This window comes from Streptomyces sp. NPDC060035 (assembly GCF_042736635.1).
GTDB lineage: Bacteria > Actinomycetota > Actinomycetes > Streptomycetales > Streptomycetaceae > Streptomyces.
Genome location: NZ_JBHWVO010000001.1, coordinates 375,922 through 390,560, shown reverse-complemented (window position 1 = coordinate 390,560; position 14,639 = coordinate 375,922). Strand labels below are relative to the sequence as shown.

At 71.3% G+C, this 14,639-nt stretch carries 11 protein-coding genes; 10 read left to right on the top strand and 1 reads right to left on the bottom strand.

The annotated features are described in order from the left end of the window. The first annotated feature begins 1 nt into the window (after position 1). The 7 genes from ACFWBQ_RS01805 (at position 2) to rbsD (ending at position 9,189) form a co-directional block, all read left to right on the top strand. Positions 2-2,395 carry a glycoside hydrolase family 65 protein gene (locus tag ACFWBQ_RS01805; RefSeq protein WP_385482822.1) on the top strand — a complete coding sequence of 798 codons (2,394 nt, stop codon included), beginning with the start codon at positions 2-4 and terminating at the stop codon, positions 2,393-2,395. A gap of 223 nt (positions 2,396-2,618) precedes the next feature. After that, positions 2,619-3,212, top strand: coding sequence for a universal stress protein (locus ACFWBQ_RS01800; protein WP_385483148.1), 594 nt, complete (start codon positions 2,619-2,621; stop codon positions 3,210-3,212). Positions 3,213-3,299: 87 nt separating this feature from the next. Then, positions 3,300-4,325, top strand: coding sequence for a LacI family DNA-binding transcriptional regulator (locus tag ACFWBQ_RS01795; RefSeq protein ID WP_385482820.1), 1,026 nt, complete (start codon positions 3,300-3,302; stop codon positions 4,323-4,325). After that, complete coding sequence (locus ACFWBQ_RS01790; protein WP_385482818.1) at positions 4,322-5,878, top strand: sugar ABC transporter ATP-binding protein; 1,557 nt, start codon at positions 4,322-4,324, stop codon at positions 5,876-5,878. The genes ACFWBQ_RS01795 and ACFWBQ_RS01790 overlap by 4 nt, the downstream gene beginning before the upstream one ends. Further along, on the top strand, positions 5,868-7,835 hold the full coding sequence (locus ACFWBQ_RS01785) for a substrate-binding domain-containing protein (RefSeq protein WP_385482816.1): 1,968 nt from the start codon (positions 5,868-5,870) through the stop codon (positions 7,833-7,835). The genes ACFWBQ_RS01790 and ACFWBQ_RS01785 overlap by 11 nt, the downstream gene beginning before the upstream one ends. A 32-nt stretch (positions 7,836-7,867) precedes the next feature. After that, positions 7,868-8,803: a ribokinase gene (locus tag ACFWBQ_RS01780; protein ID WP_385482814.1), complete on the top strand. Its 936-nt coding sequence runs from the start codon at positions 7,868-7,870 to the stop codon at positions 8,801-8,803. Next, positions 8,800-9,189: a D-ribose pyranase gene (rbsD, locus tag ACFWBQ_RS01775; protein ID WP_385482812.1), complete on the top strand. Its 390-nt coding sequence runs from the start codon at positions 8,800-8,802 to the stop codon at positions 9,187-9,189. Before ACFWBQ_RS01780 ends, rbsD begins: the two co-directional genes overlap by 4 nt. Positions 9,190-9,198: 9 nt before the next feature. Here rbsD and ACFWBQ_RS01770 read toward each other — a convergent pair whose 3' ends face one another. After that, complete coding sequence (locus ACFWBQ_RS01770; RefSeq protein ID WP_385482810.1) at positions 9,199-10,245, bottom strand: questin oxidase family protein; 1,047 nt, start codon at positions 10,243-10,245, stop codon at positions 9,199-9,201. 283 nt (positions 10,246-10,528) lie between these two features. On the opposite strand from ACFWBQ_RS01770, the gene ACFWBQ_RS01765 reads away from it, so the two are divergent. The 3 genes from ACFWBQ_RS01765 (at position 10,529) to ACFWBQ_RS01755 (ending at position 14,569) form a co-directional block, all read left to right on the top strand. Next, positions 10,529-11,923 (top strand): hypothetical protein, encoded by a 1,395-nt coding sequence (locus ACFWBQ_RS01765; RefSeq protein WP_385482809.1) that lies wholly within the window; start codon positions 10,529-10,531, stop codon positions 11,921-11,923. 142 nt (positions 11,924-12,065) lie between these two features. After that, positions 12,066-13,328, top strand: a complete 1,263-nt coding sequence (locus tag ACFWBQ_RS01760) for an AAA family ATPase (protein WP_385482807.1) — start codon at positions 12,066-12,068, stop codon at positions 13,326-13,328. Then, positions 13,325-14,569 (top strand): VWA-like domain-containing protein, encoded by a 1,245-nt coding sequence (locus ACFWBQ_RS01755; protein WP_385482805.1) that lies wholly within the window; start codon positions 13,325-13,327, stop codon positions 14,567-14,569. Before ACFWBQ_RS01760 ends, ACFWBQ_RS01755 begins: the two co-directional genes overlap by 4 nt. Positions 14,570-14,639: the final 70 nt, after the last annotated feature.

Sequence of the window (14,639 nt, the reverse complement as noted above, 5' to 3'; positions counted from 1 at the left end):
GATGCCGGACTGGACGTGGACGTACGAGGGCTACGATCCTGATGCCGAGCGGCTCAGGGAATCCTTGTGCACCCTGGGAAACGGCTATTTCGCCACGCGCGGAGCTGCCCCGGAATGCGCGGCGGATTCCGTGCACTACCCAGGTACCTACGTGGCGGGCTGCTACAACCGCCTCACCTCCGACGTGGCCGGGCGGCGCGTCGAGAACGAGGACATGGTCAATCTGCCCAACTGGCTTCCGCTGCACTTCCGTTCGGCCATCGACGACGACCCCGCCCCGTGGCTCGCACCTGACACGGCGACGCTCCTCGACCACCGTCTCTCCCTGGACCTGCGCTCCGGAACCCTGGAGCGACACGTGCGGTACGAGGACGACCAGGGGCGCCGGACGCTCGTGCGGCAACTGCGCCTGGTCCATATGGCACATCCTCATCTGGCGGCCCTGCGCACCGAGTTCACCGCTGAGAACTGGTCCGGCGGCCTCGAAGTCGAGGCCGCGATCGACGGTGGCGTGACGAACTCCGGAGTGGACCGCTACCGGCAGCTGAACGGCAGCCACCTGGACCACGTCAGCATCGGCAGTGCCGCCGCGGACACCGTGTGGCTGCGCTGCCGCACCAGTACCTCCGACATCCACATCGGTATGGCGGCACGCACCACGGTGAACGGGCCCCTCACGCAGACCTCCGACTGCCACACCGAACTGCGCGCCGCGCAACTCCTGGAACTCCCGCTGCTGCAGGGACGTCCCACCACCGTCGACAAGACCGTGGCCCTGCACACCTCCAGGGACCCGGCGATCAGTGACCCGCTCCGGGCCGCGGTCGACCGGGTGATCCGCGCCCCCGGCTTCGACGCAATGCTCGCCTCGCACCGAACGGCGTGGCGGCAGCTCTGGCGCGGAGCGGCACTGGATGTGGCCGGTGAGGCCGGCCGTATTCTGCGGCTCCACCTCTTCCACGTTCTGCAGACCCTCTCCCCGCACACCGCGGACCTGGATGTCGGCGTCCCGGCCCGGGGGCTGCACGGCGAGGCCTACCGCGGTCATGTCTTCTGGGACGAGCTGTTCGTCCTGCCGTATCTCAACCTGCATTTCCCCGAGGTCTCGCAGGCGCTCCTGCGCTATCGCCACCGGCGGCTCGAACAGGCCTGTATCGCCGCCCGCGACATCGGGCGCAAGGGTGCGCTCTATCCGTGGCAGAGCGGCAGCGACGGCCGTGAGGAGACCCAGCAGTTGCATCTCAACCCGCGTTCGGGACGATGGCTGCCCGATTACTCCCGGCTCCAGCACCATGTCGGCTCCGCCGTCGCGTACAACGTATGGCAGTACTGCGAGGCCAGCGGGGACACGGAGTTCCTGCACACCAAGGGTGCGGAGATGCTGCTCCAGATCGCCCGGTTCTGGGCGTCGTCCGCCGTCTACGACGAGAGCCTGGGCCGCTACCGGATCCGTGGTGTCGTCGGCCCGGACGAATATCACGACGCCTACCCGGGCGCGAAGGAGCCGGGGCTCGACGACAACGCGTACACCAATGTCACGGCGGCCTGGGTGCTCGCCCGCACCCTCGACGTGCTGCGCACCCTTCCCGAGCCGCGTCGCCGGGAGCTGTTCGAACGCACCGGGCTCGAAGCCGGTGAACTGGACCGCTGGGAGGACGTCTCCCGCAAGCTTCGGGTCCCTTTCCACGCCGGTGTCATCAGCCAGTTCGACGGATACGGCGACCTCGCGGAGCTGGACTGGGAGGGCTACCGGGCTCGGCACGGAGACATCCGCCGCCTCGACCGGATCCTCGAAGCCGAGGGAGACACGGTCAATCGCTATCAGGCGTCGAAGCAGGCCGATGTGCTGATGCTCGGCTATCTCTTCCCGCCCGGCGACCTCCGGGAGCTGTTCCGCCGGCTCGGGCACGATCTGGACGAGCAGACCTGGTGCCGCACCGTCGACTACTACCTGCAGCGCACCAGCCACGGCTCCACGCTCAGCGGACTGGTCCACGGCTGGGTGCTTGCACGCGTGCGCAGAGCCGAGGCCTGGACGTTCTGCCGGGAGGCTCTCGAGGGCGACATCGCCGATCTGCAGGGCGGAACCACGGGGGAAGGGATCCACCTCGGCGCCATGGCGGGCACCCTCGACCTTGTCCAACGCGGACTGACAGGTCTCGAGACAGGGGCCGGGGCCCTGCGGCTGGACCCCGTACCGCTCCCCGAACTCAGTGAATACAGCTTCGCCCTGCGCTATCGAGGCCACTGGGGCGTACGGCTGCGCATGCGGCCCGGACAGCTCGACGTCAGCGTCCCGCCCTCCGACCGTTCATCGATCGCCGTCGAGCTCCCCGACCGGGCGGTCTCCGTCGAACCCGGGGAATCATGTCGGCTGACTCTGCGGGATCATTGATCCCCGCCCGGCGCACTGTCCGTGAGGGGCGCGACGTGGATCGCTGGGTCGCCAAGCTGGAGGTGACAGGAACGGGCGGCAGTGACTCGCCACCGCGGGCTGGGGTCGGCGTCGACGGGGCGCCGTCGTCGCATGCAGCGCTTCGTCGGGCAGTACGTCACGCCGTTTGGTCGGAGGCGTCGTGGACGCGATCTGCGCGTGGGAGCTGCCCGGGGGTACGGGGATGGTCGGCACCCGCCGTGGACACCGACTTCGACGAAGAGCCTGCTGGGCAACGAGTCACCGACGAGATCCAGAAGGTGCTCGGCGACGAACGACCGTCGAGGTACGGGAGCACCTCACCCGCGGGAACCCGGCAGAGGTGCTGGTCGCGGGCAGCCGGGGCCGGGGCGGCTTCGCCGGCCTGCTTCTCGGCTCGGTGAGTCAGCAGTGCGCCCTGCGTGCCACCGGCCGGTGGTCATCGTCCGTCCTGACAGCAAGGGTGGGCCGGAGGCCGGTGCGGCATCCGCGGCAGGCGGGAGGCGAACCGGTCCTGGCACGGGAGTTCGGCCAGTGGAATGAACCTGGGTACCGCCTGTCCCTGTGCCCCCATGCAGCCCGGGCAGCATGTCTCGAGGCCGATGTGTCGGCACCTTTGACCGGTGCCCACCAGTTGAGACCCCAGTCACCTGGGGTCTTCTGCGTGTCCGGTTCCTCGCGGACCGTGCCCGCGGGCACGGCAGCTCAGCTGCCCTCCGCGCCTGCGCATCGCCCGGGGCACCTTCGCGTCACGATCCGGTCTCGGACGGCATTCAGGGGGTTGTTTTCAGTCATGTAATCGATTCCAATCATCCGTGTAATCGATTCCACGGTCCCTCGGCCGCTGGTTTCGAGGCCCACGGAACCACAAGGAGGTGGTCCGGAAATGGCGAGCATCAAGGATGTCGCGGCCCAGGCAGGAGTCTCTGTCGCCACGGTCTCCCGCGTCCTCAACAGCCATCCCTCGGTCAGTCCGGACGCGCGCAGACGCGTTCTCGCCGCCGTCGACGCCCTCGGCTACCGGCCCAACGCCGTGGCCCGCTCGCTGCGCACCGACCAGACGCGCACACTCGGCCTGGTCATCAGTGACGTACTCAATCCGTACTTCACCGCCCTGGCCCGCTCCGTCGAGGAGGAGGCCCGCGCGCTCGGGTACAGCGTGATCATCGGTAACGCCGACGAGCAGCCCGAGCAGCAGGACCACCACGTCCGTACGCTCCTGGACCGAAGGATCGACGGCCTCCTCGTCTCGCCGGCCGACGGCGAATCCCCGCTGCTGCTGGACGTCGCGCGGACCGGTACCCCGATGGTCTTCGTGGACCGCTGGATGCCCGGCGTCGATGTTCCCGTCGTGCGTGCCGACGGGCACCGGGCGATCCAGGACCTGGTCGCCCACCTGCACGGGCTGGGCCACCGCAGGCTCGCCATCATCGCGGGCCCCGCCGCGACGACCACCGGCAACGAGCGCGTCGAAGCCTTCCGGGAAGCGATGCGCACGCACGGACTGGCCCTGCCCGACGCGTACATCGGCCAGGGTGACTTCCAGGCGGACAGCGGTCGGCGCGCCACCGAGCAGTTCCTCTCGCTCCCCGAACCGCCCGAGATCGTGTTCGCCGCCGACAACCTGATGGCGCTCGGCGCACTGGACGCCATCCGTGCGCGCGGCCTGCGGGTCCCCGAGGACATCGGGCTCGCGGCCTTCGACGACATCCCGTGGTTCGTGCACACCGGCCCGCCGATCACCGCGATCGCCCAGCCGACCGGCGAGCTCGGCCGCGCCGCCGTGCGGGCGCTGGTCGACATCGTCGAAGGCCGTCCCCCGCAGTCCGTCACTCTGCCCGCCCGCCTCGTCGTACGCAGCTCCTGCGGCGAGCCCACCCCGAACCGTTCGGACCGGAGGAGCAACTTGTGAGCGATTCAATCGAGTTGCTGCGCATCGAAGGCGTACGCAAGACCTTCCCCGGCGTGGTCGCCCTGGACAGCGTCGACTTCGACCTGCGCAGCGGCGAAGTGCACGTCCTGCTCGGCGAGAACGGGGCAGGAAAGAGCACCCTCATCAAGATGCTCTCCGGTGCCTACCGCCCGGACAGCGGCCGGATCTTCGCCCGCGGCCAGGAGGTCCGCATCCACGGCGCGCAGGACGCCGAGAAGCTCGGGATCGCCACGATCTACCAGGAGTTCAACCTGGTACCCGACCTGACGGTCGCCGAGAACATCTTCCTGGGCCGCCAGCCGCGCCGTTTCGCAATGATCGACAGGCGGCGCATGGAAGCCGATGCCGAGGTGCTCCTCCGCCGCGTCGGCCTGCACATCTCGCCGCGGGCCAAGGTGCGCGAACTGGGCATCGCCCGGCTGCAGATGGTCGAGATCGCCAAGGCGCTCAGCCTGGACGCACGGGTTCTGATCATGGACGAACCGACCGCAGTCCTCACCTCCGAGGAGGTCGACAAGCTCTTCCGGATCGTGCGGCAGCTGCGCGCGGACGGGGTCGGCGTCGTCTTCATCACCCACCACCTCGACGAGATCGCCGCGCTCGGCGACCGGGTCACCGTCCTGCGCGACGGTCGCAGCATCGACCAGGTGCCGGCCTCGACCCCCGAGGCCGAGCTCGTCCAGCTGATGGTGGGCCGCAGCATCGACCAGCAGTACCCCCGTGAACGCCCCGAAACCGGGGAGCCGTTGCTCTCCGTGCGCGGGCTCACCCGCAACGGTGTCTTCCACGACATCAGCTTCGAACTGAAGGCCGGTGAGGTCGTCGGCCTCGCCGGACTCGTCGGCGCAGGCCGTACCGAAGTCGCCCGCGCCGTCTTCGGGGCCGACCCCTACGACGGCGGCAGCGTCGACGTTCTCGGCAAGCGGCTCGGCAGGCACGATGTGACGGCTGCGATGGCGGCAGGGATCGGTCTCGTCCCCGAGGACCGAAAGGGCCAGGGCCTGGTGCTCGACGCCTCCGTGCAGGAGAACCTCGGTCTGGTCACCCTGCGCGCGGCGAGCCGGTCCGGCCTCGTGGACCTCAAGGGCCAGCGCACGGCCACCGCCCGGATCGCCGAACAGCTCGGCGTACGCATGGCAGGCCTCGGCCAGCACGTCCGTACCCTCTCGGGCGGCAACCAGCAGAAGGTCGTCATCGGCAAGTGGCTGCTCGCCGACACCCGCGTACTCATCCTCGACGAGCCGACCCGTGGCATCGACGTCGGCGCCAAGGTCGAGATCTACCAGCTCATCAACGAACTGACGGCCTCCGGCCACGCGGTGCTGATGATCTCCAGCGACCTGCCCGAGGTCCTCGGCATGAGCGACCGGGTGCTGGTCATGGCCCAGGGCCGCATCGCCGGTGAACTCCCCGCACACGAAGCCACCCAGGACGCCGTGATGGCACTCGCCGTCAGCGCCGCCCCCATAGCAGCGCCCGCAGAAGACGCAGCGAACGCAGAGATCGAGAAGGAGAGCCCCCGTGGCCACTGACACGCTCAAGAGCACAACGGGCGCGGGCGGCGCCGCAGGACGCACGGTCCGCCGCCTTCTGCTGGACAACGGCGCCCTCAGCGCGCTGGTCGTCCTGCTGGTGGCGATGTCGCTGCTCTCCGGCGACTTCCTCACCACCCAGAACCTGCTGAACGTCGGTGTGCAGGCCGCTGTCACCGCGATCCTCGCGTTCGGCGTCACCTTCGTCATCGTCTCCGCGGGCATCGACCTCTCCGTCGGCTCGGTCGCCGCGCTCTCCGCGACGGTCCTCGCCTGGTCGGCAACCTCCGCGGGCGTCCCCGTCTGGCTGGCCGTCATCCTCGCCGTCGCCACCGGCATCGCCTGCGGCTTCGTGAACGGCGCCCTCGTCTCGTACGGCAAACTGCCGCCGTTCATCGCGACGCTGGCCATGCTCTCGATCGCCCGTGGCCTGTCCCTGGTGATCTCCCAGGGCAGCCCGATCGCCTTCCCCGACTCCGTTTCCGTCCTCGGCGACACGCTCGGCGGCTGGCTCCCCGTCCCGGTCCTCGTGATGATCGCAATGGGCCTGATCACGGCCCTCATCCTGGCCCGTACCTACATCGGCCGTTCCATGTACGCGATCGGCGGCAACGAGGAGGCGGCGAGGCTCTCCGGCCTGCGCGTCAAGAAGCAGAAGCTGGCCATCTACGCCCTGTCCGGCCTCTTCGCCGCGGTCGCCGGCATCGTCCTCGCCTCCCGCCTCGTCTCCGCACAGCCGCAGGCCGCGCAGGGATACGAACTCGACGCGATCGCCGCAGTCGTCATCGGCGGCGCCAGCCTCGCGGGCGGTGTCGGCAAGGCGTCCGGCACCCTGATCGGCGCGCTCATCCTCGCCGTGCTGCGCAACGGCCTCAACCTCCTGTCCGTGTCCGCCTTCTGGCAGCAGGTCGTCATCGGTGTCGTCATCGCCCTCGCCGTACTGCTGGACACCCTGCGCCGCAAGGCCGGATCGGGCACCGCGTCCGCGTCCGGTTCCTCGGCGGCACCCGGATCACCGGGATCGGGCCGCAAGGGAGTCATGAAGCTCGGCATCGCGGTGATATGCGTGGCATCCGTCGTGGCCGCGGCGACCTTCTTCAACTCCGGATCCTCCGGCGGCACCACGAAGGTGGGTATGTCGCTCTCCACCCTGAACAACCCCTTCTTCGTGCAGATGAAGGAGGGCGCGCAGGCGGAGGCCAAGGCGGCCGGGGTCGATCTCACGGTCACCGACGCCCAGAACGACGCTTCGCAGCAGGCCAACCAGCTGCAGAACTTCACCAGTTCCGGGGTGGACTCCATCATCGTCAACCCGGTGGACTCCGACGCGGTCGGGCCCGGCGTCCGCAGTGCCAACACGGCCGACATCCCGGTGATCGCGGCAGACCGCGGTGTCAGCAAGGCACGGACCGCGACCCTGGTGGCCTCGGACAACGTGGCAGGCGGAAAGCTCGCCGCCAAGGCGCTCGCCGACAAGCTCCGCGGCAAGGGCAGCATCGTCGTCCTCCAGGGCACCGCCGGCACCTCCGCCAGCCGTGAGCGCGGGGCGGGCTTCACCGCAGGCCTCAAGGCGTACCCGGGCATCAAGGTCGTGGCCACGCAGCCGGCCGACTTCGACCGGACCAAGGGGCTGGACGTGATGACCAACCTGCTCCAGTCGCACCCCGGGATCACCGGTGTGTTCGCCGAGAACGACGAGATGGCGCTCGGTGCGGTCAAGGCCCTCGGCAGCAAGGCAGGAAAGTCTGTCTCGGTGGTCGGCTTCGACGGAACTCCGGACGGCCTGAAGGCCGTCGAGGCCGGAACGCTGTACGCCTCCGTGGCCCAGCAGCCGAAGGAACTCGGGAAGATTGCCGTACGGAACGCGGTGAGGGCTGCCGAGGACAAGAAGGTCGACAGCATGGTGAAGGTGCCGGTCAAGGTCGTCACGCGGCAGAACGTCGCCGACTTCTCCTGACCCCGCAGGCCCAAGGAAGGCAGCAGCACAGAATGCACGAGAACGAGGACTCCGCCCTGTACGACCTCTTGGTCGTCGGCTCGGCCAACGCCGACCTGGTGATCGGCGTCGACCGCCGCCCCGCACCCGGGGAAACGGTGCTCGGCTCCGACCTCGCTGTCCACCCGGGCGGCAAAGGGGCCAACCAGGCCGTCGCCGCAGCCCGACTCGGCGCGCGTACGGCGCTGCTGGCCCGGGTCGGCGACGACGCCCACGGCCGGCTCCTGCTGGAATCGCAGCAGGCGGCGGGAGTCGACACCGGCGGAGTCCTCGTCGGCGGGGCGCCCACGGGGGTCGCCCTGATCACGGTGGACCCCTCGGGCGACAACAGCATCGTCGTCTCCCCGGGGGCCAACGCACGCCTGACCCCCCAGGACATCAGGGCGGCCGCAGCCCTGTTCGGTGCGGCCCGGGTCGTCTCCGTGCAACTGGAAATCCCCCTGGAAACGGTCGCGGAGACGGCGCGCGCTCTCGCCCCCGGCACCCGTCTCGTCCTCAACCCCTCCCCGCCCGCGCCCCTGCCCGAGGACGTACTGACGGCCTGCGACCCGCTCGTGGTCAACGAGCACGAGGCGCGATACATCCTGGGCATCCTGGGGGACGACACGGCGGGCGCCGCACCGGAGGACTGGGCACGAACCCTGCTCACGCACGGCCCGCGTTCGGTCGTCGTCACGCTGGGCGCGGCTGGCGCGCTGGTTGCCGACAGCCGGACGGGCGACTGCGTCCGCGTACCGAGCCCCGAGGTCGACGCGGTCGACACCACCGGCGCGGGCGACGCGTTCACCGCCGCCCTGGCCTGGCGCCTCGGCCTCGGCGAGGAGCTCGCGGCGGCTGCCGCGTTCGCCGTCCGCGTGGGCGCGGCGGCCGTCACCGGGCAGGGCGCGCAGGCGTCCTTCCCGACCGTCGCGGAGGTCGCCGCGCTGTGAAGAAGTCAGGCATCCTCAACCGCCATCTCGCCGGCGCCATCGCCGAGTTGGGACACGGCGACGGTGTACTGGTCTGCGATGCGGGCATGCCGATCCCGTCGGGCCCCCGCGTCGTCGACCTGGCCTTCCGGGCCGGTGTCCCGTCGTTCGCCGACGTGCTCGACGGACTGCTGGACGAGCTCGTGGTGGAAGGCGCGACGGCCGCGGAGGAGGTACGCGACGCGAACCCGGAGGCGGCCCGCCTGCTCACCGCCCGCCTCCCGGCTCTCACCCACGTCCCGCACGACGAGCTCAAGGCGCTCTCGGCAAAGGCCCGGCTGGTGGTGCGGACAGGAGAGGCCCGGCCCTACGCGAACGTGCTGCTGCGATGCGGGGTCTTCTTCTGAACGGACGGATCACCGCGGCCCGACCAGCGGTTCGCTCAGCTCGATGGAGCGCAGAGCCGCCGCCAGTGCCCGCTCGTCGCCGACGTCGAGAGCGGTGTCGGTCAGCTTGATGACGTGTTCGTCGCCGTGCCTCATGGCCCATTCGAAGACCTCTTCGGGGGTGAAGGTGCCCGGCGGGCCGTACGCGACGGGGGCGTCGGGCGCGTACATGGCGGTCACCGCCGCAGATGCCGTCCAGGCGGCCCGCAGGCTCGGTACCCACAGGACACGCGGGAGTGCGGGCAGGGTACGCAGTACGGCGTTGGGGGCCGTGGCCGCGTGGACCAGCATCGTCTCCTCGCCGTGCCCGTGCGTGGCGTACCGGTGGGTGGCGGCGCGCACGAGTTCGGTGAGGCGGCCGTGCGCCTCGTCCGGGTCCGTGACCGCTGCCGCCCACACCGGCAGCCCCGTGACGCGGCCGAGCCTGGCGGTGAAGCCGCCGTCCCGTTCGGCGATCGGGGCCACCGCGTCGAGGGCGGCGGCTGCGGTGTCCGTGCCGGGCAGCGGGGTGAGGCCCGCGACGGGCTGGAAGCGGGCGGCCCAGTAGCCGAGGCCGTGGGCGAGCTCGGCCAGCCGCGGCCCGGTGACCCCGCCGGACTCACCCGCCTCGGTGCTTTCGGCGACCAGAAGCGTGCGCACGGCGTGGCCCACCCGGATCACCGGGTGCGTCGAACCGCCGTACATGCCCGGCAGGAGACGGGGCCACCACTCGGTGAGTACGTCACGCCAGGGACGATCGGCGATCTCGCGGCCGAAGTGGTCGATCCAGTCGGCGGCACGGCGCGGATCGCCCAGTGCCGACTGCCAGGTGCCGGCCGTGACGGCCTCGACCCGGGCAGGGAACTCCTCGAGCTTGGGTGTGTACAGGTCGAGCCACCGGTGCACCGACCCGGACTGACCGTGCGCGGCCAGGGCCTCGACGGCCATCGGCGCGTGATTGGTGAGCCGCCCGAGCCGCTCCGGCCCCGAACTGTGCAGCCGTTGGAGCGCCTCGTCGAGAATGCCCGTCGTATCCATGGCGAGGACGCTAGGCGAGGCACGTCCGCGGCGTAACGGGCGGAAGGCCTAGGACCACCCGTCCGATGGCCGTACGACTTCGGGCGATGCCCGTACGCACTTCGGCTCAGGCCCCTACAGATTTCGGCCGAGGTGTCCCCGCAGCCGGGTGGCGCGGAGCACGGGCGTCGGGCCGAGGACGGAAATGTTCTGGCGGCCCGGCGGTGAGGGCGCTAGGCTGCCCCGCGATGAAGACCTACTCCAGTCACAGATTGGGGGACCCGTCCGCGCAAGGTGAGTGCTGATGCTCACTCAGACCGCGAATGGGGAATCCCTCCCGTCCTTCTGGCCGCGCGTGCGCGAGTTCGCCGTGCCGCCCTCCATGATCGAGACTGCGACCGCCCGCCGTCGTGCCGGGGACTGGGCAGGAGCGTGCGCCGCCGCAGGCGTCGACATCGATCTCGACCTACGATCCGTGGCGCGTCTCCACGGTCAGGAACTCGCGGCCCGGATCCGGGCCGACCTCCGTCATCTGGCACCCGACCTGCTGCGCTGGCACATGCCGAGGATCGGTCCGCACGGCTTGCTGCGACCGGGCGTGACGATCGCCCTGGCCCGGTACGAGGCTGTGGGGAACGACGGCGTACGCCCGTTGCACCTCGTGGTCCGGACCCCGCCGGCCTGGGCGGATGCGGGTCAACGGATGAGCCTCACCCTGTGGGACGGATCCCACGCCGGGGCGGGCGCCCGCCGCCATCCGCATCCTCATCCGAACCGGCGGTTCCGCCTCGACCTGCACCGCCACCTGTGGGACGCGCGCAGAACCGGCGAGCTGCGGATCCGGTCCGGGGCCGGCCGCCAGCCACTCGGCCGCCCCGCGGTGGACCCGGACGTGCTGGACCTGGTGCAGCAGGGGCGCCCCTGCGCCGTCGACCGGTGGGCGGCAGAGGCCGGGATGCTGCTCCACGCCGAAGGGCGGACGTCCGGAACCGTCACCGTGCGTCTGGGGGGCCGGCACCGGCTCCACCTGCACGTTCTCGCGGATGCTGACGGTCCCGGCCCGCCCTCCCTGCGGATCGCGGAGGCGACCGACGGCGGCGTCCTGGTGCCGGTCCTCCCGGACGCGGCGACCTGGGTACTGCCCGACCTCGAGCTCCTGCGTACCGGCGCGGTCGAGGCCGACCGGCTGCACCCGCTGGTCGTCGCGGCACTCGTACCGGACCATGTGCCGGCCGGGCCGTCGCCGACCCCGCACACGGCAGGACAGCCGCGGCTCGTGGACTGCCGCGGGGCTCAGCACCGGATCGGCCTGGTGGACGGGGTACTCGCCCCGCTGGACCACGAGCCGGTCGAGATCCGCCGGGAGGAACTGCTGGTCGCACTGACCGGCACTCCGCTTCCCTGCCTGCAGGCCATCGACGAGGCGCACCGTCATCCGGACTGCCTCACCGGCGTCCGCGAACGGCTGGACCACGGCGACACCTCCGGTGCGCTGGCCGTCGTCGAGGGCCTGCTGGGTCCCGGCGCGGTGCTGCGCAGCGGTGCTCTGCGGGACGAGCTGGAGGCGGCCGCCCAACGGCGGATCACCTACGGGCTGTTCAGGGCGGACCTCGTCGGACCGGGCCCGGTCCGCTACCGCCCGGACCACGTCCTGCTCCGCGACCCCCGCTCGCGCCCGCGCCACCTGACCCCCCGCTGACCCGGGGGACCTCCGTCCCGGCGCCCTGCGCCGCCCTTCGTCGTCCCCGCACACAGCGTCGCCCCCGTCCGCCTTCACCCCTTCCTCCTTCGCTCCCCGGCCCCTCGCCGTACCCCACCACGAACCCAAAAGGTGATCACACATGTCCACTTGCACGCCGCCCGTCACGAACACCACCCCCTCCGACCGAGCCCGTCTCTCCCAACTCGCCGTCGCCGACGGTCTGATGGCCCTGCTGCGCGACACCACCACCGAATCGCGCCCCGACGAACAGCTCGAGGCCCTGACTCTGGCCGTGGCAGCTGATCTGCCCGTGCTCCTGTGGGGTGAGCCCGGGATCGGAAAGACCGCAGCCATCACCCAACTTGCCGCGTCCCTGGACCTTCCGCTGACCACGGTCATCGCCAGTGTCCACGAACCGTCCGACTTCTCGGGGCTGCCCATCGTCGGAGACGATCCCGCGGCGAACGGCGTCCCGATGGCCCCGCCGGACTGGGCGGTGCGCCTCGTACGGGCCGGCCGAGGGCTGCTGTTCCTGGACGAGCTGTCCACCGCGCCGCCGGCCGTTCAGGCCGCCCTGCTCCGCCTCGTGCTCGAACGGCGGATCGGCGCCCTGCAACTGCCGCCCGGCGTCCGTATCGTGGCCGCCGCGAACCCGCGGTCCTCGGCGGCCGACGGCTGGGAGCTGAGCCCGCCACTGGCCAACCGGTTCGTTCACCTCCAGTGGCATCACGACCACGAGGTCGTGGTGCGCGGTCTCGGCGGCACATGGCCCCGCGCCACCCTGCCGCAGCTCGACCCCGGGAGGCTCTCGGAGGCCGTGGACTTCGCCCGCCGGGCGGTGTGCGGGCTCCTCGCCGCCCGCCCCAAGCTCGTACACCAGCTTCCCAGCAGCGAAACGCGGCGCGGCGGCCCCTGGCCGTCGCCCCGGAGCTGGGACATGACCCTGTGCCTGATCGCCTTCGCGACTGCGGCGGGCTCCTCCCGCGACGTACTGTCCCTGCTGGTCAGGGGTGCGGTCGGGGACGGGCCGGGGCTGGAGCTGCTGGCGAGCCTGGACCGGATGGACCTCCCCGACCCCGAGGAACTCCTCGCCGACCCGGCGGGTGCCGTCCTCCCCGAGCGGGGGGATCTGCGCCAGGCCGTGCTCGACGGTGTCGTGGCGGCGGTCCGCAACCGCCCGGAGCGGTCCCGCTGGGACGCGGCGTGGGCGCTCCTCGTCCGGGCGCTGGAGACCGGAGCCCCGGACCTGGTGGTGGTCCCCGCGACCACGCTGGCCTCGTTGCGTCAGGAGAACTGGGACGTTCCGGCTTCGATCGAACGGCTTGCCGGAGTGGTGTCCATGTCCCGGCGCGCCGACCACGCGGCGGCCCGGGCCGTGCTCGCCACGAAGGCCCGCCGATGACCCCGGGGGCAACGGGGGCGCTGGACCTCGACAAGCTCTTCGCCGCACGGCTGCACGCCGCCCGGGTCCGTCCCTACCTGGCGACGGCGCTGTTCGCCCTGCACACCGTGGAGTCGCGGCGCGTACCGACGATGTCCGTCGACCGGCACTGGCGCTGCTACGTCTCGCCGGCGTTCGTGGCGCGCACCTCGGAGGAGGAACTGGCCGGGGTGTGGGTGCACGAGGTGTCGCACCTGCTGCGTGACCACCACGGGCGCAGCGACCGGGTCGCGAGGGAACGGGGACTGACCGGCCCCGGTGAACGGCTGCGGATGAACATCGCCGCCGACTGCGAGATCAACGACGACGTGTTCGGCGACGGACTGGTCCGGCCCGAAGGCGCCGTCGGGCCGGGGACCTTGGGACTCCCCGTGGGGCAGCTCATGGAGGACTACCTGCGCCGGTTCCGGCTCGGGCCGTACACGGAGGGTCTGGCCTGGCTGGACTGCGGTAGCGGCGCCGACGGGCTGGAACGGGAGTGGGACCTGGGTCCGGACGGCGCGTACGGCCTCAGTGCACAGGAGCGGGACGCGGTGCGGTTCCGGGTGGCGCAGGGCATCACCGGCCGTCCGGGGGACACCCCGCAGGGCTGGCAGCGGTGGGCGGAGGAGGCATTCCACCCGCCCCAGCCGTGGCGGGATCTGCTGGGGGCGGCGGTCCGCTCCGCAGCCTCCGGCGCAGGTGCGGGCGAGGACTACACCTACGGCCGCCCGGCACGGCGCTCGGCCGGGATGCCCGGCGTCGTCCTGCCGAGCCTGCGGCGCAAGCCGCCCCGGGTCTCCGTGGTCATCGACACCTCCGGATCGGTCAGCGACACCGAACTGGGCAGCGCGCTCCTGGAAGTTGCCGCGATCTCCCGCGCCGTGGGCGGCCGTCGTGACCTGGTCAGGGTTCTGCCCTGCGACGCGTCGGCCCGGGTCGTGCACCCGCTGTGCCGTGCCGAGGGCATCCCGCTGATCGGCGGTGGCGGTACGGATCTGCGCACGGGTTTCGCCAAGGCACTCAGAACCCACCCCCGACCCGACGTCATCGTGGTCCTGACCGACGGGCAGACACCCTGGCCGAGTTCACCACCCCAGTGCCGGACGGTGGTGGGCCTGTTCCCCCGGCGGGACTCGGGCGGCGGCGGTTGGGACGAGGACGATCCCGACTACGTACCGGACTCGCCGCCTGCGTGGGCCCGAGTGGTCGACATCGGGTAGGGCACCCGCCGGCCGGTGACACCACCACGGCCGTAGCCGCAGTCACCGCACCGTCCGGCTGCGGTCATCG

What these genes read in the sequence shown, in the direction of transcription:
- ACFWBQ_RS01805 (WP_385482822.1), top strand. Translation starts at nt 2, where the DNA reads ATGCCGGACTGGACGTGGACGTACGAGGGCTACGATCCTGATGCCGAG.
- ACFWBQ_RS01800 (WP_385483148.1), top strand. Translation starts at nt 2,619, where the DNA reads ATGGTCGGCACCCGCCGTGGACACCGACTTCGACGAAGAGCCTGCTGG.
- ACFWBQ_RS01795 (WP_385482820.1), top strand. Translation starts at nt 3,300, where the DNA reads ATGGCGAGCATCAAGGATGTCGCGGCCCAGGCAGGAGTCTCTGTCGCC.
- ACFWBQ_RS01780 (WP_385482814.1), top strand. Translation starts at nt 7,868, where the DNA reads ATGCACGAGAACGAGGACTCCGCCCTGTACGACCTCTTGGTCGTCGGC.
- ACFWBQ_RS01770 (WP_385482810.1), bottom strand. Translation starts at nt 10,245, where the DNA reads ATGGATACGACGGGCATTCTCGACGAGGCGCTCCAACGGCTGCACAGT.
- ACFWBQ_RS01765 (WP_385482809.1), top strand. Translation starts at nt 10,529, where the DNA reads ATGCTCACTCAGACCGCGAATGGGGAATCCCTCCCGTCCTTCTGGCCG.
- ACFWBQ_RS01760 (WP_385482807.1), top strand. Translation starts at nt 12,066, where the DNA reads ATGTCCACTTGCACGCCGCCCGTCACGAACACCACCCCCTCCGACCGA.
- ACFWBQ_RS01755 (WP_385482805.1), top strand. Translation starts at nt 13,325, where the DNA reads ATGACCCCGGGGGCAACGGGGGCGCTGGACCTCGACAAGCTCTTCGCC.